This window comes from Sporosarcina sp. PTS2304 (assembly GCF_003351785.1).
Classification (GTDB): domain Bacteria; phylum Bacillota; class Bacilli; order Bacillales_A; family Planococcaceae; genus Sporosarcina.
Window position 1 is genome coordinate 2,076,145 of the sequence record NZ_CP031230.1, and the last position, 24,482, is coordinate 2,100,626.

18 protein-coding genes and 2 pseudogenes are annotated in these 24,482 nt (G+C 39.2%); 6 read left to right on the forward strand and 14 right to left on the reverse strand.

Annotation, left to right across the window (positions count from 1 at the left end):
* Positions 1–8 precede the first annotated feature (8 nt).
* Together DV702_RS09965 and DV702_RS09970 are read right to left on the reverse strand one after the other, a co-directional pair.
* A complete protein-coding gene (locus DV702_RS09965) occupies positions 9–413 on the reverse strand; it encodes a CotY/CotZ family spore coat protein (protein ID WP_114924621.1) in 405 nt (134 codons plus the stop codon).
* 35 nt (positions 414–448) lie between these two features.
* Positions 449–1,657 (reverse strand): ATP-grasp domain-containing protein, encoded by a 1,209-nt coding sequence (locus DV702_RS09970; protein ID WP_114924622.1) that lies wholly within the window; start codon positions 1,655–1,657, stop codon positions 449–451.
* Positions 1,658–1,825: 168 nt separating this feature from the next.
* Here DV702_RS09970 and DV702_RS09975 point away from each other — a divergent pair, with 168 nt between their 5' ends.
* Together DV702_RS09975 and DV702_RS09980 are read left to right on the forward strand one after the other, a co-directional pair.
* Positions 1,826–3,058 carry an ATP-grasp domain-containing protein gene (locus DV702_RS09975; RefSeq protein ID WP_114924623.1) on the forward strand — a complete coding sequence of 411 codons (1,233 nt, stop codon included), beginning with the start codon at positions 1,826–1,828 and terminating at the stop codon, positions 3,056–3,058.
* 184 nt (positions 3,059–3,242) lie between these two features.
* Complete coding sequence (locus DV702_RS09980; protein WP_240315594.1) at positions 3,243–3,788, forward strand: cupin domain-containing protein; 546 nt, start codon at positions 3,243–3,245, stop codon at positions 3,786–3,788.
* A 795-nt stretch (positions 3,789–4,583) separates the two neighbouring features.
* On the opposite strand, the gene DV702_RS09985 is transcribed toward DV702_RS09980, so the two are convergent.
* Together DV702_RS09985 and DV702_RS09990 are read right to left on the reverse strand one after the other, a co-directional pair.
* A complete protein-coding gene (locus tag DV702_RS09985; RefSeq protein WP_114924625.1) occupies positions 4,584–6,629 on the reverse strand; it encodes a CocE/NonD family hydrolase in 2,046 nt (681 codons plus the stop codon).
* A 15-nt stretch (positions 6,630–6,644) separates the two neighbouring features.
* The gene (locus DV702_RS09990) at positions 6,645–8,159 is read right to left on the reverse strand and encodes a BCCT family transporter (protein ID WP_114924626.1); all 1,515 of its coding nucleotides are present in this window, start codon (positions 8,157–8,159) and stop codon (positions 6,645–6,647) included.
* 239 nt (positions 8,160–8,398) lie between these two features.
* On the opposite strand from DV702_RS09990, the gene DV702_RS09995 reads away from it, so the two are divergent.
* On the forward strand, positions 8,399–9,052 hold the full coding sequence (locus DV702_RS09995) for a TetR/AcrR family transcriptional regulator (RefSeq protein WP_240315595.1): 654 nt from the start codon (positions 8,399–8,401) through the stop codon (positions 9,050–9,052).
* Positions 9,053–9,211: 159 nt separating this feature from the next.
* Here the strand turns inward: DV702_RS09995 and DV702_RS10000 are convergent, their stop codons facing one another.
* From DV702_RS10000 to DV702_RS17110, 9 genes and pseudogenes are all read right to left on the reverse strand, one after another.
* The gene (locus DV702_RS10000) at positions 9,212–10,102 is read right to left on the reverse strand and encodes an alpha/beta hydrolase (protein ID WP_114924627.1); all 891 of its coding nucleotides are present in this window, start codon (positions 10,100–10,102) and stop codon (positions 9,212–9,214) included.
* A gap of 81 nt (positions 10,103–10,183) precedes the next feature.
* Positions 10,184–11,347: an aminotransferase class I/II-fold pyridoxal phosphate-dependent enzyme gene (locus tag DV702_RS10005; RefSeq protein ID WP_114925903.1), complete on the reverse strand. Its 1,164-nt coding sequence runs from the start codon at positions 11,345–11,347 to the stop codon at positions 10,184–10,186.
* A gap of 770 nt (positions 11,348–12,117) precedes the next feature.
* A complete protein-coding gene (locus tag DV702_RS10010) occupies positions 12,118–13,401 on the reverse strand; it encodes a TRAP transporter large permease (protein ID WP_114924628.1) in 1,284 nt (427 codons plus the stop codon).
* Entirely contained in the window at positions 13,398–13,892 is a 495-nt protein-coding gene (locus DV702_RS10015; protein ID WP_114924629.1) for a TRAP transporter small permease, read from the reverse strand. The genes DV702_RS10010 and DV702_RS10015 overlap by 4 nt, the downstream gene beginning before the upstream one ends.
* Before the next feature lie 66 nt (positions 13,893–13,958).
* Positions 13,959–14,993, reverse strand: coding sequence for a TRAP transporter substrate-binding protein (locus tag DV702_RS10020; protein ID WP_114924630.1), 1,035 nt, complete (start codon positions 14,991–14,993; stop codon positions 13,959–13,961).
* 32 nt (positions 14,994–15,025) lie between these two features.
* The gene (locus tag DV702_RS10025; protein WP_240315596.1) at positions 15,026–16,627 is read right to left on the reverse strand and encodes an amidohydrolase; all 1,602 of its coding nucleotides are present in this window, start codon (positions 16,625–16,627) and stop codon (positions 15,026–15,028) included.
* Positions 16,628–16,824: 197 nt separating this feature from the next.
* The gene (locus DV702_RS10030; protein WP_114924631.1) at positions 16,825–17,463 is read right to left on the reverse strand and encodes a DUF6037 family protein; all 639 of its coding nucleotides are present in this window, start codon (positions 17,461–17,463) and stop codon (positions 16,825–16,827) included.
* A 72-nt stretch (positions 17,464–17,535) separates the two neighbouring features.
* Positions 17,536–18,102, reverse strand: coding sequence for a hypothetical protein (locus DV702_RS10035; protein WP_114924632.1), 567 nt, complete (start codon positions 18,100–18,102; stop codon positions 17,536–17,538).
* Positions 18,103–18,147: 45 nt separating this feature from the next.
* Positions 18,148–18,735, reverse strand: a pseudogene (locus tag DV702_RS17110) (DUF4268 domain-containing protein).
* Between the two features lie 181 nt (positions 18,736–18,916).
* Between DV702_RS17110 and DV702_RS10050 the strand changes: the two are divergent.
* The gene (locus DV702_RS10050; RefSeq protein ID WP_205407166.1) at positions 18,917–19,153 is read left to right on the forward strand and encodes a hypothetical protein; all 237 of its coding nucleotides are present in this window, start codon (positions 18,917–18,919) and stop codon (positions 19,151–19,153) included.
* A gap of 1,192 nt (positions 19,154–20,345) precedes the next feature.
* Here the strand turns inward: DV702_RS10050 and DV702_RS10060 are convergent.
* The gene (locus tag DV702_RS10060; RefSeq protein ID WP_162805776.1) at positions 20,346–21,110 is read right to left on the reverse strand and encodes a hypothetical protein; all 765 of its coding nucleotides are present in this window, start codon (positions 21,108–21,110) and stop codon (positions 20,346–20,348) included.
* A 226-nt stretch (positions 21,111–21,336) separates the two neighbouring features.
* On the opposite strand from DV702_RS10060, the pseudogene DV702_RS10065 reads away from it, so the two are divergent.
* Positions 21,337–21,960: pseudogene (locus DV702_RS10065) on the forward strand (transposase); the annotation flags it as partial.
* 713 nt (positions 21,961–22,673) lie between these two features.
* The gene (gene ltrA, locus DV702_RS10070; RefSeq protein WP_205407167.1) at positions 22,674–24,470 is read left to right on the forward strand and encodes a group II intron reverse transcriptase/maturase; all 1,797 of its coding nucleotides are present in this window, start codon (positions 22,674–22,676) and stop codon (positions 24,468–24,470) included.
* The last annotated feature ends 12 nt before the right edge of the window (positions 24,471–24,482 follow it).

Sequence of the window (24,482 nt, forward strand, 5' to 3'; positions counted from 1 at the left end):
AAATATCGCTACGTCTTGGATTCAATAATCGGAAGCGGACGATCTACTAACTTCGGGGATAAGGGAATAATTGCACAGAAACAGCAACTATCTACGAGTATGCAGTGCGAAGTTTTTTTAAGAGCATATAGATCTTCTGGATTGTAAGCTGGATGCCCTTCCATATCTACCGGCTGAAGCATAGATAAGCGCACTAACGAGCAATCTTCGTACATTTTATCCAAACGAAAGTAGGAAGTAATCCCCCCGTCACTTATGACTGACAGTGATTGTTCCTTCGTCTGCAACATAAAAGGTATCGTATCCGGTAATGATACATCACAAATAAATTGAAAATCCTTCCCGAATGTTGAAAGGAGTAGTTGCTCATTCCACAATGTGTGTAATGCGCTGTTGAGACAACATTCTTTCATCTACTTTTCCCTCCCTCCTATGAAAGATATGTGTATTAAATAGGTTCTATATAATATTTGATCAACCGAATTGCTTGTTCAGCCCTACTTTTTGCTTCTGTTTCGGTCTTACCCACTGCCATAACATATCCATACCGATACCCCATAGATATAGCAGGCATCACGATCTCACCAATAGCGGGCTTTATGTGTACATTGACAACACCGGGAGAAGATTCCGCTTGTTTCACACCTTTGACTTTCAGTAAATAGCCGTAAGTAGTAAACGTAATATAGGATGTATAGACAGGACGATTTTCCGTTCGGATGAAATTAGGAGTCTCACCTAGGTATAACTTAATCGTTTCTTCCACCAAATTGATACCTGTAGATTCTTCAATCATTCGGTTCATTGCTCCGCCGGAAATCCGCGGATTAATTTCTATTAATCTCCATCCTTTATCTGTATAACGCATTTCCACATGACATGCCCCATGATGAAGCCCTATTTTTTTCATGATGGACTGTATTGTTTCTGTAAGTTCTACATACATGATGTCCTCCATATTCACTAGCACATTGTAAGCTGTCACGATAAAACTTATACGTTTCGTAATTTCTTGCTGAATAACTGCAACAATTACAGGTTTGCCATTACACACTACTACTTCAATGACATATTGAGTTCCTTCTACATACTCTTCCACGATGCTTGACTGATTTGGAAATCGGCTGGATAATTTCTTTTTCGCCAACTCAAAGTCTTGATCATTTTCAATACAATACACATTCTTGGAACCTGTAGATAGAGGGTTTTTTATAATTACTGGAAACTTCAATGTAGTTTGTTCTGTCAACTTTCCAATAAATTCATTGGAAATAATTGTGAAATCGCAATTCGTTGGATCATCTAATAATGCCGTTCGCGTGCCTATTTTGTCTTCCATTCGTTGCATGGCTCGCCAAGATATACGTGTTCGGCAAAACTCGTTTGATAATGAAGCTGCAAGTGAAACATAAGGTTCTACAAAACTGACAAGTAAGCGAATTGCATATATGTCTGACCATTCGATTATTTTTCTCTTAATCATCTCCCTTTCCATTGATTCCATATGTACCACATGATCAATGGAGTAGAATTCATTGCTTTTGCGCTGTTTCCGATCTGTCATAAGGATAGTTTTATAGCCTAATCGCCTAGTTGCTGAAATGGCATCTTGACTGGATCCTGACGTAGATGCACCGAGAAATACTATCGCCTCCAACACACTTCCCCTTCTCAAATTATAATTCTCTCTATGTATTTGTATGTATCCATGCTACAAGTGACATAGGCAATTGATGTTTTCAAGATAGTACTCTTAGCCATGGCATCTAACTAGGTTCTTTATCAACTCCTTCATACGATACAAAGAGTCTCTGATTATGAAGGAGTGGATTTCTTGAAAACTATCATCTTTATCGGGACAAATAAATCTGGTTCCAGTAGAGAAGCTGTCCAGGCTGCCGTGCGTCTTGGATACTTTACCGTTTTATTTACCCAAAATGAAAAACAGATCCGTCAGCGGAGAGAGTACACAGATATCCACGAAATGACATTTGTCGATATCACTTCTCTGTCTGCTATGAAAAAAGAAGTGGCCAAATTACAGGCGAGAGGAAATGAAGTGATAACAATCGTCAGCTTTATCGATTCCTATGTAGCGACAGCAAGTAAACTTTGTGAAGAATTTTGTCCGAACGGAACTTCTGCCATGGCCGCAGAAATTATGGAAAGTAAATCATTGACTAGGGAACGGCTTGCAGATCAACCGTATACTCCAGCCCATTTCACGCTGTCACCTGGAGAAAGTCCTGAACTACCTGCATTAAACCATTTATCTTCTTATCCTCTAATCGTAAAAATCTCTTCATCGACCGGCTCAAAGAACGTCTTAAAAGTATATAATCAAAAGGAAATGTACCGGGCAGTTGACATGTTTCAGAGAAAAACACCTGAAGAAGCGATTATTATAGAAGAATTTATTGAAGGAGATCAATATTTAGTCGAAGCGATGATTTGTGATGGTTCAGTCAACATAATAGGAGTGATCGAACAAGAGATTACGATCGGAAAACGTTTCATCATTACAGGATACGGTGTATTAGGACACGTGCCTCATGAATTGCACGATAGTATTAAGGATGTTCTTGAATCTATCCAAGAAACGCTTAACATACGGAACGGGGCTCTTCATCTGGAGCTACGCAAAACGAAAAGTGGTTGGCGTTTAATCGAAATCAATCCCCGGATTTCAGGCGGAGCGATGAATAGTATGTTAAAAGTTGCGTTCGGTTTTGATGTAGTTGAGGAAACTCTCAAATTATACGTAGGCGATGTACCGAACTTGACGCCTATGCATCAGCGGTACGTATATACACAATATGTCATTGTAGATCAGAAAGGAATTTTGGAGAAAGTTACAGGAAAAGGACGGGCAATGAAGTCAGCAGGTGTAAAAGAAGTTTATATTAAACCTAAAAAAGGAACGTGGCTTACTCCTCCATTATCTATGGGGCATCGCTATGCGTATGTCATTGCATCAGGAGACACACTAGAAGAAGCAAAAGCACTAGCGAAATCTGCTGCTCAACATATACAATTCCACCTCCAACTAAACGACTGACGAGTGGAATGTATGAAGTTACGCTGACTTGGATTGTCCTGCGACTTGCTTAGACGATACGATTTCTGAAAGGAGAATCCTAACGTCTACACTACCTCTACACCTACTCGTCAGAAGCATCTCATTTTCTGTACACTTCTTTAGACATTTTGCATATGTTAAGTAGACAAAGAACACGAAAGGATTGAGTATCATTACTTATTATCCCTACTTTCTGAATGCGTGCTATTATGTACCGTTTTATAGCATGAATTTTTTTCCGACACCGGTACAACTTCCACCAACACGTATGGATGATGTCTATAATACGAAGAATATCACTGATTTTGGTGCAACCCCACTTGTACTGAATATAGAAAAAGCGACAAAGCAAAACAACACCTTCCGTACGGTTCTCTGGACGGGAGAAAATTTACAATTAACTTTGATGAATATTAAACCTGGAGAGGAGATTGGATTAGAACTTCATTCTGATGTAGATCAGTTTATCCGATTAGAAAGCGGTCAAGGCTTAGTTCAGATGGGGGACACGAGAGAACGATTAGACTTTTTCAGAGTTGTTGAAGCAGGTGATAGTATCATCATACCTGCTGGAAAATGGCATAATCTTAAAAATATAGGTAATGAATCTATTACACTATATTCTATCTATGCACCACCTGAACATCCTTTTGGTACAGTACATGCAACAAAAGCAATTGCGGATGCTGCTGAACATTACAAGAAATAGATCTAGCTACATCTGTTCATTACCCAGGTGATATAGTCATTCATTTAAAAGCGAGGTAGGCGATTGGATGGATTGACGCTGACTTGAGGAGTTTTGCGGCTTGCGCTTCCAGACGATACGCTTTCCGGAGGGGGCGCGGTGGACCGTCAAGCTCTGCGAGTTACACCTGTCAGTGCAAAAATGTGCTCCTTCTCGCTGCGCTTCACTCGCAAAAGCCGTCCTCCGCTACGGCTTTCCCTGAACCTCCCGGAGTCGATCGTCTTCCAGCTTCAGCCGTACTTTGTGTAGGCAAAACAGTCAAATACCTCTTTGTAGGTAGTGAAAACCAAGTAGACTTGTCTAATACAATGCGACCGCTTTTGAAGTTAGATAGCAGTGAAGTATTATCTGCTACTATGACTTCTTCGATGAACTGAGTGGAAAAAGAAATGACTCTATATGTATTCAATCAGGCAATCCAAAGCTTCACCCACACTGTTCAGAAAGCGGAACTTACCACACTCTATTTCTGGACGAACACAAACTGACTTGCAGACACAAACTCAAGGATTCTCCCGGAAGAACCGGCGACTCCTGGAGGATCAGCGCGTCAGGCGTAATCGCCAACGCACTTCTGGCGAGTCCGCCGCGTCCCCTCAGGAAAGCGTCCGGTTTCTCTCGGGAGAATCCTCATACGTACACTCATTTTCTACACGGCAAAGGAGAAGTCACTTATCCCACTCTAAATTCTGGACGAACACCATCTGACTTACGGACACATACTTCAGACAGCCTCAGCGGTATATACATATCCTGTTACGTGAAATCACGTGCGATCTTCTCTTCCCATTTCTTATGGAAAACTTCTTGATCCCCTTCCCACGCTTTCAATTCATTATAAAGATAGTAATTTGTTTCGTCGGCTGACATAATACTTTTGGTTTCTAAGTATGTTTGCCACTCGTCTTTGCCAACACTTAATGTCCAGTCACACTCTACACGAGCGCTTAATGGATCATTTTCTCTTATTGTATAGACGTTGCGGTTCGTGCTGCCATATTCCAGTCCATTCGTATGCAACTTGCGCTTTCCTTCATCAGAAAAGTCATCGAGCGTCCAGACTCCTGTTGCTACATCATGCTTTATTTCACGCGTCCGCCCCGCCTCACGCATAATGTCTTTTTCTAGTACCGGGGCAGTTTCCGCCTGCGCGAAAGGCTCCAGCGTATGATCGAATTCTTTAGAATCTCTCAGTGGCAAAACTAATGACGTTTGTTCCCCTGTATCGATCGTGAACGTCACTGCTTCAGGAAACGGCCAAATATGCGGCCAGTAGTTTGGCGATACGGCTAATTGCCAGCGATGCCCTTTTTGTAATGTATGACCGATCACGTTCATTTTCACTGTTATATCATATGCTTTCCCAGGCTCTAGATGACTTGGCTGCTCATCACTGTCGCGGTGCGTGAGGTTCAATACCCCCCACGTCACTCGTGTCGAAGAGCCATCCGGCGCTACGTCATTCAAACGAACGACTAAATGAGCTGACTTTTTATCGGAAGTAATGGTACAGCGGAATTCGGGCTCCCCTAAAATTGCTTGCTCTTCTTCTACAGGCACTCCATCGAAAACAACTGCCATGCCATTTTCAATCCGCTGATCTGCGGACAAATCCCCCGGTTGACCGAATGGACAGAAAACTCCTGCATACAGCCCATGTTGCTGAACTGACGAGACAATTACTTCTTTACCTTCAGCACATTCACTTAAGTGTTTACCGTTCAAAAATAATTGTTTTTCTTTAATGTTCTCAGGCGGCCATTGTTGTTCAGCTACCCAGTGTCCAGGGCGATACGAATAATCCGTTTGTGGCGGAACACTATCTTGCATATAGACTCGTACCATCGGCTCGTCCATAATGCCGGTTTCTTCACCTTTTAACCAATGATCCCACCAACGAACAGCTTCTTGTAAAAATCCGATTTGCGGACCAGGTACCGCCATTTCCGGATATTCATGCGCCCACGGACCAATTAAGCCTTTTCTAGGTCCTTTTAAACCAGTAAGTAGACGTGGAACGGCATTCGTATAACCATCTGCCCAACCGCCAACCGCAAAGACAGGAATCGTAATATCCTCATAGTTTTCAATAACAGAACCGTGCTTCCAATAAGCATCATAGCGTTGATGACGAACCCACTCTTCTACATAAGGTGGTGTGAGTTCCATACGCTCCAGCCAATTTTCTTTCCACGATTCCCCACGAACTTCTGGAAATTGTGGTCGTGCGTTGTACGCAAACATCGTACTCGCCCACCACAGCATATCCGAAGCAAGCATAGCTCCCCCTTTATAATGGACGTCATCTGCATACCGATCATCCGTTGAACATAATGTAATGACCGCTTGTAATGCTGGATGCTGACGGGCCGCGATTTGCAGACCATTAAAGCCTCCCCATGATTTACCGATCATCCCGACTTTGCCCGTTGACCACGTTTGTTTCGTAATCCAATCTAATACTTCTAACGCATCATCTTGTTCTTGTTTCAAATATTCGTCATATAAAATACCGTCCGAATCTCCTGTACCGCGAATATCCACTCGAATACTCGCATAGCCATGACCAGCAAAATAAGGGTGGCGGAGCGAATCCCGCAATGCCGTAAATTCGTTTTTACGATACGGCAAGTATTCCAGAACTGCGGGTACAGGAGCAGTTTCCGCATCTTTCGGCAACCAAATATGCGCTGCTAATTGTGTCCCATCTGATAAAGGAATCATCACGTTCGATAACTCTTTCGTGGCGTGTGGGAATGTAGTACGTATTGTGCGATTCGTTTCTCTTACGTTAAATACCATAGTGAATGCCTCCAATTATTTGTTTAAGTTCACTCTAGGAAAATCTTCTCGTAACCATCTGATTAGCGAAACAAGAAGTAAAATGTAAATAATAAATATCGGTACCGCTACAACTACTGCTGACGTTTGTATGACACGAAGTCCCCCTACTAATAGTAAAGACAGAGACAGGATCGCCAATACAGCTCCCCAAACCATTCGATGCCAGCGTGCAGGGTCTTCACCTGGTTGTAGTTCTTTTGTAGCGATTGCTGCTAGAATATATGTCGCAGAGTCCATAGAAGTAGATAAGAACACTACCCCGACAATAACGAAAAACGGCAGTATTAAAACATCCATCGGTAAAGTACGGAGAATTTCCACTACCGCAGCTGGTCCGCCTTGCTCTGTTACGATTTTTGCTAAATCCACAATTCCTTGCAGTTGCAAATTCATCGAGTAACCGCCGAAGACCATAAAGTACACCCAGCCCCCGATGGAACCCCACAATAACATATGTGTGATCAATTCACGTATCGTCCGACCTTTGGAAATCCTAGCGACGAATAGTCCCATGAACATGGCTGTTGCAGCGAACCAAGCCCAGTAAAACACTGTCCATCCTTGCGGGAACCCACCCTGCCCAATCGGATCCGTATGGAAACTCATGAACGTGAAATTTTGTAGCATTAATCCAAAACTATTTGAAAAATACGTAAGGATAAATGATGTAGGACCTGCAATGAATACAAAAGCCGCTAGTGCGACTGCTAAATATATATTAAAGTCACTTAATCTTCTAATCCCTTTTTGTAATCCTAAGTAAGCACTTGCCGAATAAACTATCGTAATAAGCGTGACAATTACAGCGTCTAATCCTATAGATGGCTCAATTGATAAAATAGAGCCGACAACTGCAGATACCATCGGAACCCCAAGACCGAGTGACGTTCCAAGTCCCCCTACCAAACTCCAAATAACAAGCACATCAATCAGCTTTGCAACCCATCCATCTGCATGTTTACCAAGCGCTCCACTTAAAGCAGTACTGATTTTTAACGAAGGTCTTTTTCTCACAAAATAGGAGTAGGCAATGACAACGGTAGGAAAGGCATAAAGTGACCATGCCGAAATTCCCCAATGAAATAATCCATATGTAAGTGACCACTCAGCTGCTTCTTGTGTACCAGGCTCTATTCCAAATGGCGGTCCTGAAAAGTATGATATCGGTTCAATCATAGACCAGTACATAATACTCGTTCCCATTCCAGCGGTAAATAGCATAGCGCCCCAACTGAAACTCGAAAACTCTGGTTTCCCTTCTCCTAACTTAATGTGCCCAAACTTACTCCACGCAAGCCAAACTAAAAATATAAATAAACCGAACGTCAGAAACTGAAACGCCCAATCCATGCGAAACGTAATAAACGTCATGACGTTATCAAGTACTGGCTCAGCACTTGTTCGATAGACCACGAGTAACACAGTAGCCAGTAGGATAAATCCGAGCGACGTCCAAAATACAAATGGATCTATTCTTTTCTTGTGCATCCTTTTTCCTCCTTAACACGCATTAATTGATAGCGCTTTCAATTGATGTATTCTACTTACATATGAATAATTTACCGGAGAAGAAAAGTTGTAAATATCTTTCCAATAAATTATAATCATGATTATATTATGAACAGGTTTATGTTAACAAAATATATCGAGAAATACAAGTATAGTGTATACAGAAAAATACTGATAAAATTGATGCACTGAATAAATAAAGAAGGGAGCGTTATTCATTGGATAAGAAGACAATTCAGAAAAGCAGAATGTGGAAGTATTTCATAGAAGCTACAACAGAAATTATTGAGCAAGAAGGTTCCAAAGCAGTTACTATTCGTAAAGTAGCTGATAGGGCCGGCTATAATAGCGCGACCATTTACAATTATTTTGATGAGTTTTCACATTTACTCTTTTTCGCATCCATGCGATTATTGGAAGAATATATTACTGAAGTAACGAGACGAATGAATGGAGTAGACCAAGCGTTAGAGCAATATATCATCGCTTGGGAGTGCTTCTGTGAATACTCTTTCCAGAAGCCAGATATTTTTCACTCTGTCTTCATTCGGGACCTAGGGGAAAATCCTGATCATTTATTAGAAAAGTATTACGAGTTTTATCCATCAGATCTTGTAGACGTTCCTGAAGAAATTCAAATGAGCTTACTTGAGCAAAACGTAGTAAAACGCGGTCACCCTCTTTTGAAAAAAGCGGTGGAGCAAGGCAGTCTAGACAGTGAAAAAATAAATTCGCTTAACGAAGTAACTATTTTGATATGGCAAGGTATGCTCACAAGCTTCTTGAACAACCGGATTGATATGACAGCAGATGAGGCCGCGAATCGGACGATCACTTACGTAAAAGAAATCGTTGAACGGACAAGGTCTTAAATCGAAGCAGAGCCGTTATAAAAACAAGCGAGGATCTTTTCTAACTATAGAAACAGAAAAGCACAAACGCCACAATACCCTACCACATGCGGATCATTCTTCGTCTAGCAGTAGGGTTTTCTAATTTTCATATCGCAACAGATAGGATTCTGCCAATCACTAGTCCTTCAGTCGATCTAGTACCGCGATTTGCTTTCTAGAGAAGTTACCATCTAACGAATTCCACACGCTACCTTCAAGAAAACATAAAATTTTCGGATAAATAATAGTATTCGGATAGTCATCAACCGTACCACCTTCAACGGTAGGTAATTCATTAAACCATAGATGACCTTTGTCTGGAATTTCAGATGTAATGACTTGGATCTTTGCTTTTTTCAAATGTTCATAAAAAACGATGGATTGATTCGGGTTGATGATCGGATCAGTTTTTCCCCAAATCAAGTAATAGTCTGTATCGAAAATAGGATTCGCGATGGCCTCTTCTACATGAGAAATAGGAGAGGCTTTGTCAAACGCTTCCACGTTCCCTTCATATGGAATGCCTAAAAATTGTTCAAACATATTCGTTGTAGTGGCATACTTTTCCTCTCTACATTCCGCACTCAGATCAAATATTCCGTAGACGGCGACAACTGCACATATTCTGTAGCTGAAAGGCTGGCGGGTCAATGAAAACATTGTAGCTAAGTAGGCACCGGCAGAGTCTCCTATTATTCCTATTCTCAAAGGATCCAGTCCTCTTTCATTCGCATGTAATACTATCCAATTCATCGCTTGTCCTACATCTTCTAAAGCACCCGGGTAAGTTGCAGACGCAGGTGTAGAAAGCCGGTAATTGATAGCCATCACAAAATAACCGTCCGTTGCTAATTTACTGCCTACACTTCTGTACATTTCTTTAGAGCCTGACTGGAATGCACCGCCATGTATTAGCACGACAACAGGGAGCTCCCTGTCATGTGATTGTGGATAGTATAGATCTGCTGTGACATATTCGCCTACTGCTTCTCCGTATACGATATTCTTTTCAATTGTAATATTTCTCATGAAACTCATCTTCCCTTCGCATGGAATCACTATTCATTTAAAAATGCATGAAGACATTTGTCTCCATGCACAACGATTGAATTATTCAGTAGATGTATTTTTAAGAAACGCTTCTATACGGTGTAAAGCCTCTTCTAATGTCTCCATTGAATACGCATAAGAAATTCGAATAAACCCTTCTCCATAAGAAGAAAATGCACTTCCCGGAACTACTGCCACTCTGCCTTCACGCAACAGAGCTTCACTGAAAGTACTTGAATCCGGAAACGAAGATGGAATTTTAGGGAAAATATAAAATGCCCCTTTTGGCTTCTCTGTTTCAAGTCCTATTTCATTTAATCTTCTATAAACAAAATCACGCCGTTTCATATATTCGATATTCATAGGCTCCGAGTCATTACGTCCATTTTTTAATGCAGCGATAGCCGCGTATTGACTAGTAATTGGCGCACAAACGACATTGAATAAATGAACTTTTTCCATCTGCTTAGATAGAAATGCAGGAGCTAGTGTATATCCGATTCTCCAACCTGTCATAGAATGTGATTTGGACAACCCTTGAATTAAAATCGTTTTGTCACGCATTCCTTCCATTGAAGCGATAGAGACATGCGTTCCATCAAATGTATTCTCACTATATATTTCATCAGAAAGAACAAATAAATTTTGATCTTTAAGCCACTCTGTCAAATTTCTCACTTCTTCTCCTGACAAAACAGCCCCCGTCGGATTGGAAGGATAATTAAATAAAATGGCTTTCGTTTTAGCGTTTACCGCTTTCTTCAATTGTTCAAGCGTTGGTTTAAAGCCGTTTTCTGACGTATCAATGAGTACTGGAACACCGCCACTTAACGTAATCAATGGAACGTATCCAGGATAAGCCGGCGCAAAAACAATGACTTCGTCGCCTTCTTCTAAAATTGTTCTAAACGCAATATCCAATGCTTCACTTGCTCCATTTGTAATAATGATTTCATCTTCCGCTCGGTAGTGTACATCGTATCGATCCGCAAAAAATGATTGCACTTCCTGTCGTAACGATAATAATCCTGTGTTAACCGAGTAACCGGTATGATTTGCTCGTAAGGAATCAATAGCCGCCTCTTTAATATGATCAGGAGTAGAAAAGTCTGGCTCTCCTACTGTTAAATTAATAGCATCTGGAAAATTAACTAATTGATTATACACTTTCCTAATTCCTGAAGGTTCAATTTCTAATACTCTTGGATTTAATGTAGTGCCCATAGTTGTATCGACCTTTCTTGTTTGTATAATATGTGCGTTTTCAAGAAGTTTTTTATACATTGTTTCAAATTTGTTACCTATCCAAAGAAAAAACAGTTCTTTGGATAGGTGGTGCTTTTGACAAGTGTTTTTAGAGTAAGTGTACGTGACTCTTCCTGTGCAGTGCAGAAAAATTGTGTACGTGTTAGGATTCTCCCTACAGAACCGGACGCTTTCCTGAGGGGACGCGCCGGACTCGCCAGAAGTGCGTTGGCGATTACGCCTGTCGCACTGATCCTCCAGGAGTCGCCGGTTCTTCCGGGAGAATCCTTGAGTTTGTGTCGGGAAGTCAGTTTGTGTTCGTCCAGAAATAGAGTATGGTAAGCTCTACTTCCTGAACAGTGTGGGTGAAGCTTTGGATTGCCTGATTGAATACATATAGAGTCATTGCTTTTTCCACTCAGTTCATCGAAATAGTCATAGTAGCTGATGTTGGTCTTTCACCACATACAAAGAGTGATCAAACTGTCTTACATACACAAAGTATGGCTTGCGCTTACAGACGATCGACTCCGGGAGGATCAGGGAAAGCCGTTGCGAAGGACGGCTTTTGCACTTGACAGGCGTAACCCACAACGCACTTTTGCAGGGTCTCCGGTAATCGTCCTGTCTAGAAGCGCAAGACACAAGACACTCCAAGTCAGCCTCTCTCCATCCAGTCGCTCAACTCACTTTTATATGAATGAATTCTACATAGTATAGTCACTCAACAAATGTGACAGTTTTTTCTGTTAGTCAATCAAGCTCGGAAGCCACGTTGACAGGAACGGAACAAATGTGATGATGAGTAAACAAATAATCATCGACAATAAAAATGGCAAAATAGCAAGAGTGATTTTCTCCACTTTAATGCCACTGACACTTGATGCAACAAATAAGTTCGCGCCTAGTGGAGGAGTGATAAAGCCGATCGCTAAATTCGCTACCATAATGACACCAAAGTGAATCGGATCTACGCCTATTGCCATAATAATAGGTAGTAGTATAGGTGATAGAATAACAATTGCAGAAATTGTATCAAAGAACATTCCTACTACAAGCAAAATAGCATTAATAATTAATAAGATTACGATTGGGTTACTTGAGAAATCTGTTATAAATGTAGCAATCGCTTCCGGTACTTGTTCGAGCGTCATAATATATGACATATTAATGGATAGACTAATGACAATCATTGTAATCGCATTGATCACTACAGTTTCGCGGAAACATTCATATAATCCACTTAACGTCAATTCTTTATGAACGAACACTCCGATAATAATGGAGTAGACAACCGCTACAACAGCGGCTTCAGTCGGAGAAAATATTCCTCCGTAAATTCCGCCTAAAATAATAACAGGAATCAATAACGCCCATTTCGCATCATAAAATGCGTATAATACATCTTTGAACGTATATGTAACCGTCGTCTCCGGTTTATATCCTCTCTTCTTGGAAATTATATACGCCACAACCATCATTCCGATGCCGAGCATAATGCCAGGAATAATACCTGCTAGGAAGAGACCACCTACAGACACTCCTGCCACTACTCCATATAATACAAATGGAATACTTGGAGGAATGATGACACCGATTGACCCGGCAGCAGCCGTCACAGCCCCTGCAAAACCTTCCGAATAATTTTTCTCACGCATCGCTGGTATCATAAATGAACCGATCGCCGCAACTGTGGCAGGACCTGATCCAGAAATCGCCGCAAAGAACATACAGGCGACAATCGTCACCATCGCAAGTCCACCGATCATCCAACCTACGAGCATCGTAGCTAGCGTCAGCAATCGTTTGGATACGCCACCTTTCCCCATTAAAATCCCTGCCAACATAAAGAAAGGAATTGCTAATAAAGGAAATGAGTCGAGTGAAGTAAACGCTTTTTGAGCAATAATCCCAACCGGTAAATTAGTCGTAAAATATAAAGCGAGAAGCGATGAAGCACCAAGCGCAATCGCGATCGGCACACCAATGAATAACATAATAAATATGGATCCAAATAAGACGGCAATTGTCATTCAGGCGCACCTCCCTGTTTAGCGTAGGCTAATGGATCTTTCCATAACAAGCGAACTTGCTGTAGTAGTCTATATAACATTCCGATACACCCAATTGGAATCGCCATAAAAGTGATCCACATAGGAATTTGCATCGCTGGAGTTACTTGTCCATTTGAGTAACTGCTCATGACTAGAGTAGTTCCCAAATAGGCTAGAACTAACGCTAAAAGGAACCAAATAACGATTGATATCGTTTCCATTATTTTTTGTATAAGTGGCGGGAACATCGTGACGAAAGCTTCGATGCGAAGATGTTTCTTTAAACTAATCGCATAACTCGCCCCTATCCACACTTGCCAAATATGAATATATCGTGATAATTCTTCCGTCCAACTTGGAGCGGATTCAAATACATATCTTCCTATGACTTGAATAAAAATTAAAATTACCATTAAGGCTAACGTCAGGACTAAAAATGCTTCTTCGAGTGGTAATTTTCTTTTCTTCATAAAATACTCCTTTCAATCACAAAAGACTAAAGTTCACATGATATGTAACCATGTGAACTTTTTCACTTATTCTTTATTTGCATCCAATGCTTTATCTACTAGTTCTTGACCAATTTTAGGAACATATTTGTCATAGACTGGTTTTGCTTTTTCTCTAAATACTTCTTTCTGCTCGTCAGATAGTTCGTTTACTTTTATTCCCTCTTCTTTCAGCTTATCAAAGAAGATGACCTCTTCTTCTGCTCCAAGTTCACGTCCTAATACTTTCGCTTTTTCAGCTTCTTCTAAAACAATTGTCTGCAAATCTTCTGGCATACTGTTGAAGAAGTCGTTATTCATCACCATAATTCCAGGTGCATAGACATGACCACTCAATGTTAAGTACTTTTGAACCTCGTAAAACTTATTAGTGTAAATCAATGAAATAGGAGCTTCCATTGCGTCATACGTGTTTTGCTGTAACGCTGTATACAGTTCTCCAAACGAGAATGGCGACGCATTTGCGCCAAACGCTTTAAATGTATCGGTATGAAGTGGGTTTTCAAGTGTACGCATCTTTAAACCTTTTAAGTCATCTGGCGTTTCAATTGGACGTTTATTGTTTGTCATATGACGGAATCCATTTTCTGCGTAAGCAATTCCTTTTAAAGAGTTTGCCTCTAGGCTGTCTAACAACGACTGTCCAAGTTCTCCATCCAACGCACTGTATGCTGCTTCTTTCGATTTAAATAAGAACGGTAAGTCAAACACCATAAATTTATCATTGAAAGAAACGATAGGTGCCAACGCTGCAACAGTCATCTCAACATTACCAAGTTGTACTGCTTCAATTGCCTCACGGTCAGAACCGAAAAGTTTACCGTTAGAGAAAATTTCTACTTCCACTTTCCCATCCGAACGTTCTTCAATTTTTTCTTTCATAGAAACTAGTGCACGTGCACCCGAAACTTCATCTTTTACTAAGTGAGCAATTCTGATCTTGAATTTCTCACCGTCCGTACCTTCTGCATTCTGATCTGTATTAGATTCTTTTACTGCCGGTCTTCCGCATGCACTTAATGCTAAAACCAATATGAGTAGTACGCCTAGAAACTTTTTCATGTTATGTCTCCTTTGATTATGTAATTTTTTGCTCACTTTTCTTTTTCATATACTAACTGACCGCTCATATACGTTTGTTTCACTTGTACTTGACCGATCGTTTCTGCATTTATCGTCAAGATGTCTTGATCCAACACGATAAAATCGGCGTAATAACCTGGTGCTAATTGTCCCGTTTTGGGGATTAACGTAACTTCTTGCGCTCCTTTCGTATACAATCTAATAGCTGTTTCTACATCCACTCGCTCGGTTTGACCGGTATCTTGTCCATTGTATGCAATGCGCGTAACAGCGGATTGAATACCTACGAATGGATTTACCGGATCTGACCAAGCAGTAGCCGGGGCATCTGAAGAGAAAGCGACAGGAATTCCTGCATCTAGCATCTTCTGAATAGGATAAGTATGTTTTGTTCTTTCCTCCCCTAAGTTTTTCAAATAACTTTCAATTTCTGCGTATAAGAAAATCGGTTGAGGAACGAAAGCGATTCCACATTCAGCCGCTTTTGATAAAGCTTGCTCAGAAGGCATGGCAGCATGTTCAATACGGATAGAAGGCCCTTCTTTCAACCATCCTTTTCTCGAATGGAACGTATTGACAATCAAATCAATCGCCCGATCACCCATTGCATGAATCACTAACTGCGTATGACTTTCCTCTGCAACTTTCGCTCCGGCAAGCAATTCTTCTTCAGTAGTCATCTGAATTCCACTATTTTTTTCTTTCCCTACAAACGGTTCGCTTACTAAAGCGGTTTGACCGGATACACTGCCATCAGCAAACATTTTCACTCCACCGATACAAACAGGCAATTGTCGATCGGTATTGGCTGTTGTCAGTATATTACGTTCTTTTAGATCATCCCATAAATAATACATCGCCGTTCTTTGCTTCATGCCATTCTTGCTGGCTTCTGTATACATTTCAAAATAATCTACAGGGCCTGTACGAGCCATCATTTCCGTCATACCGGTTATGCCATGCGCTAGCAAGATTGGACTCAATTCCATAAGAGCGCTTACATTATCTTCAATTCTTTCTGGCGGCATCATGTCTACTATTAAGTTTTTGGCATTTTCACGCAATACTCCTGTAGGTTCTCCAGCAGCATCTCGATCGATTTTTCCACCTTCTGGATCCGTTGTATTTTTATCAATGCCAGCGAGCTTTAAAGCCAAGCTATTGACTGCAATGACATGCGCACAAGTTCTCGTCATAATAATAGGTGACGTTGTAGAGGCTTTGTCCAAATCATAGCGAGTAGGCGACCTTTTTTCTTCTAGTTTTCCTTCATCAAACCCCCAACCTTCAATCCATTGACCGACACCTTGTTCGTTCTCTACTTTTTCTATATGCTCGATTAACTCATCGATCGAATGAATAATGGGCGGTAATATACAAATTTGCTTATAGAACTTCGCTAAATAGAGAGGATGGACATGTGCATCTATGAAACCAGGTAAAACGCGCTGTCCCTTTAAGTCTATTCGTTCCCCTTCACTTTGTAAATCCTCTTCTTTCCCAATCCATTGTATTACTCCATCTTTAATTGACATGGTGTCAGCGTATGGCTGGTCGACAGTGGAAGTGAATATTTTACCATTGTAAAATATAGTGGATAGGCTCTCCGTCAATTAAATAACCTCATTTCTCCTTTATTGCTTTACTTTCAGAACACATTTTTCGACATCATTATGAATTATCTGATAAGTAAGAGTATACTTATATTTCACAGAAGAAAACAGAGGGGAAAAATTTCACCCTCTGCCGTAAAAATTATTTTACCCTGTAGTAATTTTTTACTGTCCTGATTTGATAATTAATCGATGCATCATTCATTTTCTCTCATCTCAAAGTTTGATAAAATTTCTTCTTCTGATTTTTCCTTTGTAACGTCATCTGTAAATGCAAAGCTTATCTCTTTATAATCTTTAAACCTTTCGTAAAGACTTGGAAATCGAATAGCTGCCAGTTGAGCATTATATTCAGTTCTATATTTTTGCTTACCGTTCATTTTTCCATTTCTAAATATATAGTTGCGATAAATTCGATTAGGGTCGCGATTTTCATGCCTACAAATTGTATGCAGTACTGCGTCTTCCGCTTTTTTATTTTGTATTGCTGGGTTCTTTTTAGGTATATGTTGTCCAAAATACGCTAAAAATCCATTGATCCATCCAATACCATCCTCTTGAAATTCTACACCTAAAAAGTTTCTCAATTCAGTCAAGCCTGCTGTAATTTTTTTTGAATTAGCGTAGCAATCCAAATACTCATTCACATCATCTATTTGCATAAAGCAAAGCCTCACCAAAGCAAATTCTGCTTCTTTCCTTTTTTTGTCTGCTTCTGTCAATAGGCAGACAGCAACAACGTATTCTCTCGCTTTATAATCAAAACGAAATACCGTTACTGCTTTTTCATTAGCAATCATATCGCTTCTTAATTCTTTCAGATTACTCAATACCATAATACTCACCCTTCTCACTTTGAACGATACTTTTTTATAGGATTGCAGGTTTGCAGGAAAAGGTGGATGAATTTACGTAAATTCCAATCCTGAAATCGTTTTAATCAATTCACAAAAAGACTCCCATTCATCGGGGAATTTGTTACTGCCACTTCTTTTTAAGTTACGCTTTTCACGGATTATTTCAACTTCCCATTGTGTACCATCTAGCACGTTAGGTTCTTCATATCTTCTTTTCCAATTTAGAAAGTTAACTACTTTTAATCCACTGATGAACGTTGTTATACCTTTATCTGATAATTCCTTCTCAACTGCATCACCATCTAAGCTATATTTCCAAATAAGTTTTTTATTTTGGAAATGAATCGTCACATCATAATACCCTTCGAAATATCCCCCAACTGATGCTCGCAGTCCAATAATTTCATTATAATCTGCATCAATTGCTACATCTGCAGTCCACTTTTCACCGCATTTATTCCAATGATATTGTGGGCTGTCTTCAGATATCACGCATCCGCCTAATTTGATTTTACCTTCTTCCTGCTCCTTGAATGCATCTGCTGTCGGATAGCCGTATATTATTTTTGCTACATCAAGTGACCCGCAAGTAATACACTTTTTATAACGAATTGTCATTGTCTCATCAACTCATTTCCAACTTTATAATTCTCTCTTCATAAACTATGAATCATTCATTACCTTACGAAGCGGATCTTTCATAGCACTTTCAAATTGAATCATGTAGTCCGTTAAAAATTGAATCATTTCAGTCCAATGCTCTTTATTAAAAATACTTACATTAGTTAATGAATAGGCAATCCGACTTCCCTTACCATTTTCCAATATTTACCAATCAAGTTCTGCTTCAAATTTCGTTTCTATTTTTTCCTTATTCGAAAATAGTTTATCAAAGATAGCTTTATTTTCATCTTGAGATCCACGATTAATCCATAGTTCCATCCTTACATAACTACCTGTAGCAGTAAAGGTATAGGCAATTCCACTGTAGCCACTACCTGTTCCTAACCAGTTATCCTTTGTTGGATTTACATTTGAAAATAAACGCGATTTTTTATTCATTTCCTGTAAAAGTTTTGTCCAGAAATCTATCCTAATAGTATACCTGGCCTGATTTTGTTCTTTTATTTTAACTTCTTCTTGTTTCTTATTCGCAACTTTTATTACATATTCCTCGGCATCTTTTATGGGGATAATTAAGTGATAGGTAGCTATTATGTTAAATAGATAAAAGAAAACGCAATAAACCATTGTTTTCAGGGTATAGGAGAAATACCGATCACAGAACTTCCCAAACGCACTCAACTAGGAAAGGGGAGCTGAAAACAATGGTTATACAGTCATTAAATCATATTCAGGGGAAAAACGGTAGCTATTGGAGCCGTTTGATGAGAAGTCCGGACGCCGATCGATATTGTGACGTATCATAGCTGTGGATGCAGCTAAGTATGTAAATGCAGCGATGATCTGTACGATTTATGGAGATATCTTAGCGGATCCGTTTGAATTCGATGGATCTCAGACAGGGTTTCAAGTGCTGAAGAAAGCGATTGACGAAACAAAGGAATCCTACCAGCTGACAGATGTGATTTTGGGAATTGAAACAACGGCTCATTATTATGAGGATTTAGTCAGGATTTCTATGGAAGAAGGCTGTACTAGAAACTAGCGTGAAAGTTTAAACATTCATGTTTTTTCAAGCAATCATGAATATTTCACGCACAGGCATCGTTTGTTTCAGAAGTCAAAAATCCCTCGAACCATTAGTCCGAGGGAACATAAAGCACATTTCAATTTTCATCCAAAATCCACAAAACCATTGCCACCAAGCTATTTTAACTCTATCAACGCCACGCACTCCACATGTGTTATCATGAATGGTTGATACATTTACACGAAAGTCTATTTTCGCGTGAATGTGTTCGCCGCTAAAAGTGACTTTCACCAGGGAGGTATGTTAATAATTCATAACGTTTGAAACGATGGGCAAAATCAGCTCACTAAACCAATATTATTTTATCGCGATTGACTTAACAATTTAGCACCTAAAAAAAGCCAATTTCATACCCCATTTTAACGCTAACATCCCCCCGAAAATCAATCAATTTTTAAATAAGAAAGCAATAAGTCCTCTAACCACTTGGGTACATACTCTACCTTTTGTCTTTTCATGATTTTCCCTAAAATTTCTGCCGCAACTTCTTCCTTGAAAAACCTATCACGGACGTAGCAATCATTACTGCAAAACTTCCGCTTCTGTACCTTTTCAGATAGATATTCCTTTCTACAGTAATCACAGTGCAGTTTATAAATTTTAGGATTATCTTTTTCAAATTTACGTTTACAATCGATTGAACAGTATTTCCTTTTTGCGCCTCTTCCTTAGTTTTGTTCTAATTTTGAACCGCAGCTTAAGCAGTATACATAGGTTATTTCTTTTATGAATTTATCGTCTTAATCTTGATTTAACACTAAATCCGTTGCAAGACCATTAAGTACGTGCCTTTTACAATAACCCCTGACAACATCGCGAGATAAGCCCATTGCTTCTGCTATTTTTTATAGCCAACCCCTTGATACCCCAAAATCTTGATCTGCTTTCTTTGTTCATCATTCATTTTCACAACACTCCTTGGCAAATGGTAGCCTAGTAATCACTCGCAGCAAGCTATTTGTCAAGGAGTTGTTTGCTAAAACAAAATATTTGAACTACCTGCCGTAATAATATTAATGGCGCTCAATCCTTATAAAATTACGCCAAATTACTAAACAAAACACCCATTGGTACCATCCTAACAATTAAGTTCAGAATCTATAAAAACAACGTTAGACTTATGTTAGTGTAAGTATCGTACTCTTTCCTAACCTACTTTTTGCACATTCCAATTATGCCCTACAAATATTTCACTATCTTCTATATGTAATTTCGCCTTAAAATAATGCGTAATTTCAAATTGGTCTTCACATTGAAAACTCCACACCATTGTCAAATTTTTCAATCCAACATGTGTTTTCCCTCCATATCCAACATTAAACTCATTAGGTCTAAGCTGTTCATTATGAAATTCTATGGTTGTACTTTCGGCTGGCGGAAGTGATGTTTCTTTATTTTTTACTTTCTGTGAAGTTAGGATAATAGAATCTTTTTCGTCAAACACTTCAAACGAAATTGACTTTATTCCAGATACAATAATACTGGAAACATTTTTTAACTCCGCTTGCAAATTCATATAACTTCCATTGCTACCTTTATTTTTAATTTCAAATTTAGGGGTGTTTTTCTTGATTTCATTCAACTGTTCTTTTTCATATCTCTGTTCTGCGATTGCCATACTCTTTTTTTGTAATTCTAAAGTTAATCTGTTTATTTCTACCGTTTTTTGATGTGATACGTAATTTTGATATACTGTTACGATGCCTAAACTCATTGTACCTAAAAACGTCAACACTGCACCATAATAGCCAAGTAGATTTGGTAAATCATAGCCTACCGCTAAAAAATCCCAAGGTGCTTTCAAATAATATATCCAATTAAGAAGTAAAGGGCCAATTATAGTAATTGAAAGTAAAAAAATTATTATAACTACAGTGCTCAATTTTTTATGCCTTCTCATCCACTCAAACACACTTAATACCTCTTCCCAATGTTCTTTTTTCTTCCTATTTTAACACAACAAGATACTTTTTAGATTCATTCCCCCTTCATATCCTCAAAGCTAGATATATATGGTGAAAGTGAAATCTCGAGAGTATAAAATATTTTGTGTAAATGAAAAATTCCATGTAAAAAGGAAGACCTTTTCTTGATAGAATTAAGTCACCACAACCAATCCTAGAAAAGAGGTCTTCCCTATGAATCAGTTTACAACAGAAATTATCGATGCACTAGTAAAAAAACAAGATATTACCGAGGTTTTTCGTTCGCACTTGGAAATGGCGATCAACTCGCTACTTGTGACAGAGTTAACGGAATTTCTAGATTATGAAAAATATGACCGTATGGGCTTTAATTCAGGCAACTCACGCAATGGGTCTTATTCGCGTACGCTTCACACGGAGTACGGCGATTTAGCCATTCAAATTCCACGTGATCGCAATGGTGAGTTCAAACAACAGACCGTAGCTCCGTATAAGCGTTCGAATGATACGCTTGAAGATACGGTGATTCACCTGTTTAAAAAAGGCATTACGATGGCTGAAATTGCCCAGTTAATCGAAAAAATGTATGGCCATCACTATACGCCTCAAACGATTTCGAATATGACAAAAGCGGTTTCAGAAACAGTCGATGCATTCAACAACCGTTCGTTGCATAATCGTTACGTATGCGTGTATTTAGATGCGACGTATATTGCCATGCGTCGTGATACGGTGTCTAAAGAAGCCGTCTATATCGCTGTTGGTATTCGGGAAGACGGCTCTAAAGAGGTACTCGCTTACACGATTGCCCCAACCGAGTCTGCTTACAACTGGCAAGGTGCGACACGTTGGACTACAAGTGCATAACGCATGAAATGTCCGAACTACAAATGTAGTTATAACTGATACGATGATAGATGGAATGAAAACCGTCATGTTGAGTTGAAACATCTACCCTAATCCTCCAACATGCAATAGTATTAGGTAAAATATTGTTGTGTGAAGCTTGGTGAAGTCGGTTGAACTCAGCCTAAGTTCTTAATTTGAATATGGCTGGGGATAGACCGGGGGGCTGAAAAAGAAATCTATGGTGAGAATGTCGTATGTGAATAACGACTGACGAACTTGCGAATGTACGGGTCAATAAGTTGACTACTCTCGAAAGAAGTAGGGTTACAAATTGTGTAACGTGGGATACCGATAAGTATGATTCTAGCCTAAGAAAATCGGGATAATGGACGATGACATTATAATACCCACTGGCTCATAGCAAGCACCTAAGGATTTATATGATAGCTAATCGTATCGGAACGTGGTAAGCAAAGGATTCCTATTTAAACAATTACCTTTGGGGGATTGCAAATAAGTTTCATTAGAAGCGAAATTGCTTAACCTTTGTGAAAGTGAGGGCACAGTACCTAAGAAACCGCGATAATAAACGGTGGAGGGATAGCCCTTAGTCTTGATTAAGGTCATTAAATTTTAGTAAATGAAGTTCAAAAGGTCTGGTAAGAATGTGGGAAAGACACTTCGATGGAGGTGTTCCACAATTGAACGCAAATCAAAGATATTGGGAATACTATGGGTTGCAGGAAACCTTCGATACCTTATATACGGGTAGTAAAGAAGGGAAAACATTTAATAGGTTATACGAACTTGTCATATCAGAAAACAATATTCTTCTCGCATACAGAACCATAAAAAGTAATAAAGGCTCTAAAACAGCTGGTGTTGATACTCATACCATTGATAAATTTAAAGAAATGAACAAAAATGATTTTGTCTCTTACATCAGGGACGCACTAAAGGATTACAAGCCCAAAGCCGTTAAGAGGGTTCTCATTCCAAAACCTAATGGTGATTTACGTCCACTTGGAATACCGACTCTTACAGATCGGATTATCCAACAGATGATCAAACAAGTCATTGAACCGATTTGTGAAGCTAAGTTCTTTAAACATAGTTATGGATTTAGACCACAACGCAGTACACATCATGCTATATCAAGATGTGTCTATATCATCAACCACTCCAAAACGCATTATGCGGTGGATATTGATATTAAAGGTTTCTTTGATAATGTTAATCACTCGTTATTGATTAAACAACTTTGGAATATTGGAATCCGTGACAAAATCATACTAAGAATCATCTCGAAAATGCTGAAAGCACCAATTAAGGGCTTAGGAATACCGACCAAAGGAACACCACAAGGCGGTATCTTATCTCCCCTATTATCGAATGTGATGTTACATGACCTCGATACTTGGGTAGCTGATCAATGGGAAGGATTCAACACTAAGCATCCGTATAAAAGTAACTCAGACCGTTTTGCAGCCCAAAAGAAAACGAGGCTAAAGATTGGCTATATGATTCGATATGCTGATGATTTTAAAATTTTAACAAACAGCTATAATTCTGCTAAGAAATGGTTTCACGCAGTGGAGCAATATCTAAAGCAGAGGTTAAAATTAGACATTTCTAAGGACAAGTCAAAAATCATCAATCTTAGGCGGAATAAATCGGAATTTCTAGGGTTTTCAATAGGAACATTTCCTAAAAGGAACAAAAGCTTGGCTTCTACTAAGTTAAACAAGAAGAAAGCTGATAGCATCAAGAAGAATGCCAGGGAGTTAATCAGAACACTTAGCAAAGAACCGAATGCTAGGAATGCTATGCGATTTAACTCGTTTGTTCTAGGTCTGCACAATTACTTTAAAATTGGTTCTCATATTTACAATGATTTTGCGAGAATTGGTTATGATATACAAATTAGTATGAGAAATAGGTTAAAACACTCTGGGAAATTTGAGGTCCCAACGAAACCACCGCCTACTTTTAAAAAGTTTTTCAATGGCAGGTTTAAAACATGGAAAATAGCCGACGTATACCTTTATCCGATGGCTGACCTTAAAACAACAATTCCAATCAATTTTAACCAAAAGATTACACCCTTCACAATTGAGGGAAGGGCTTTAATCTATAAAAACCTAAAGAAAAATGTTGGTACTGAAATACAGAAGTTATTAAAGACAAATGATCCCACAAGTACCACTGAATACTTCGATAATAGGTTATCAAGATATTCAATGAAAGAAGGTCAATGTGAGGTCACACAAGCTTTTCTAACGGCTGATGAAGTACATTGCCATCATGTAACACCTAAACATCTAGGTGGTGATGATGCCTTCAACAACCTGCTAATCGTCCATAAATTTGTGCATACATTAATTCATGCTACGAAGGAAGAGACGATTAACAAATATCTTAACCTTATTAAACCAAACCTTAAACAACTCACAAGAATTAACCAATACCGTTTGAAATGTAATTTAACTAAAATTTAAACTACCTTATAA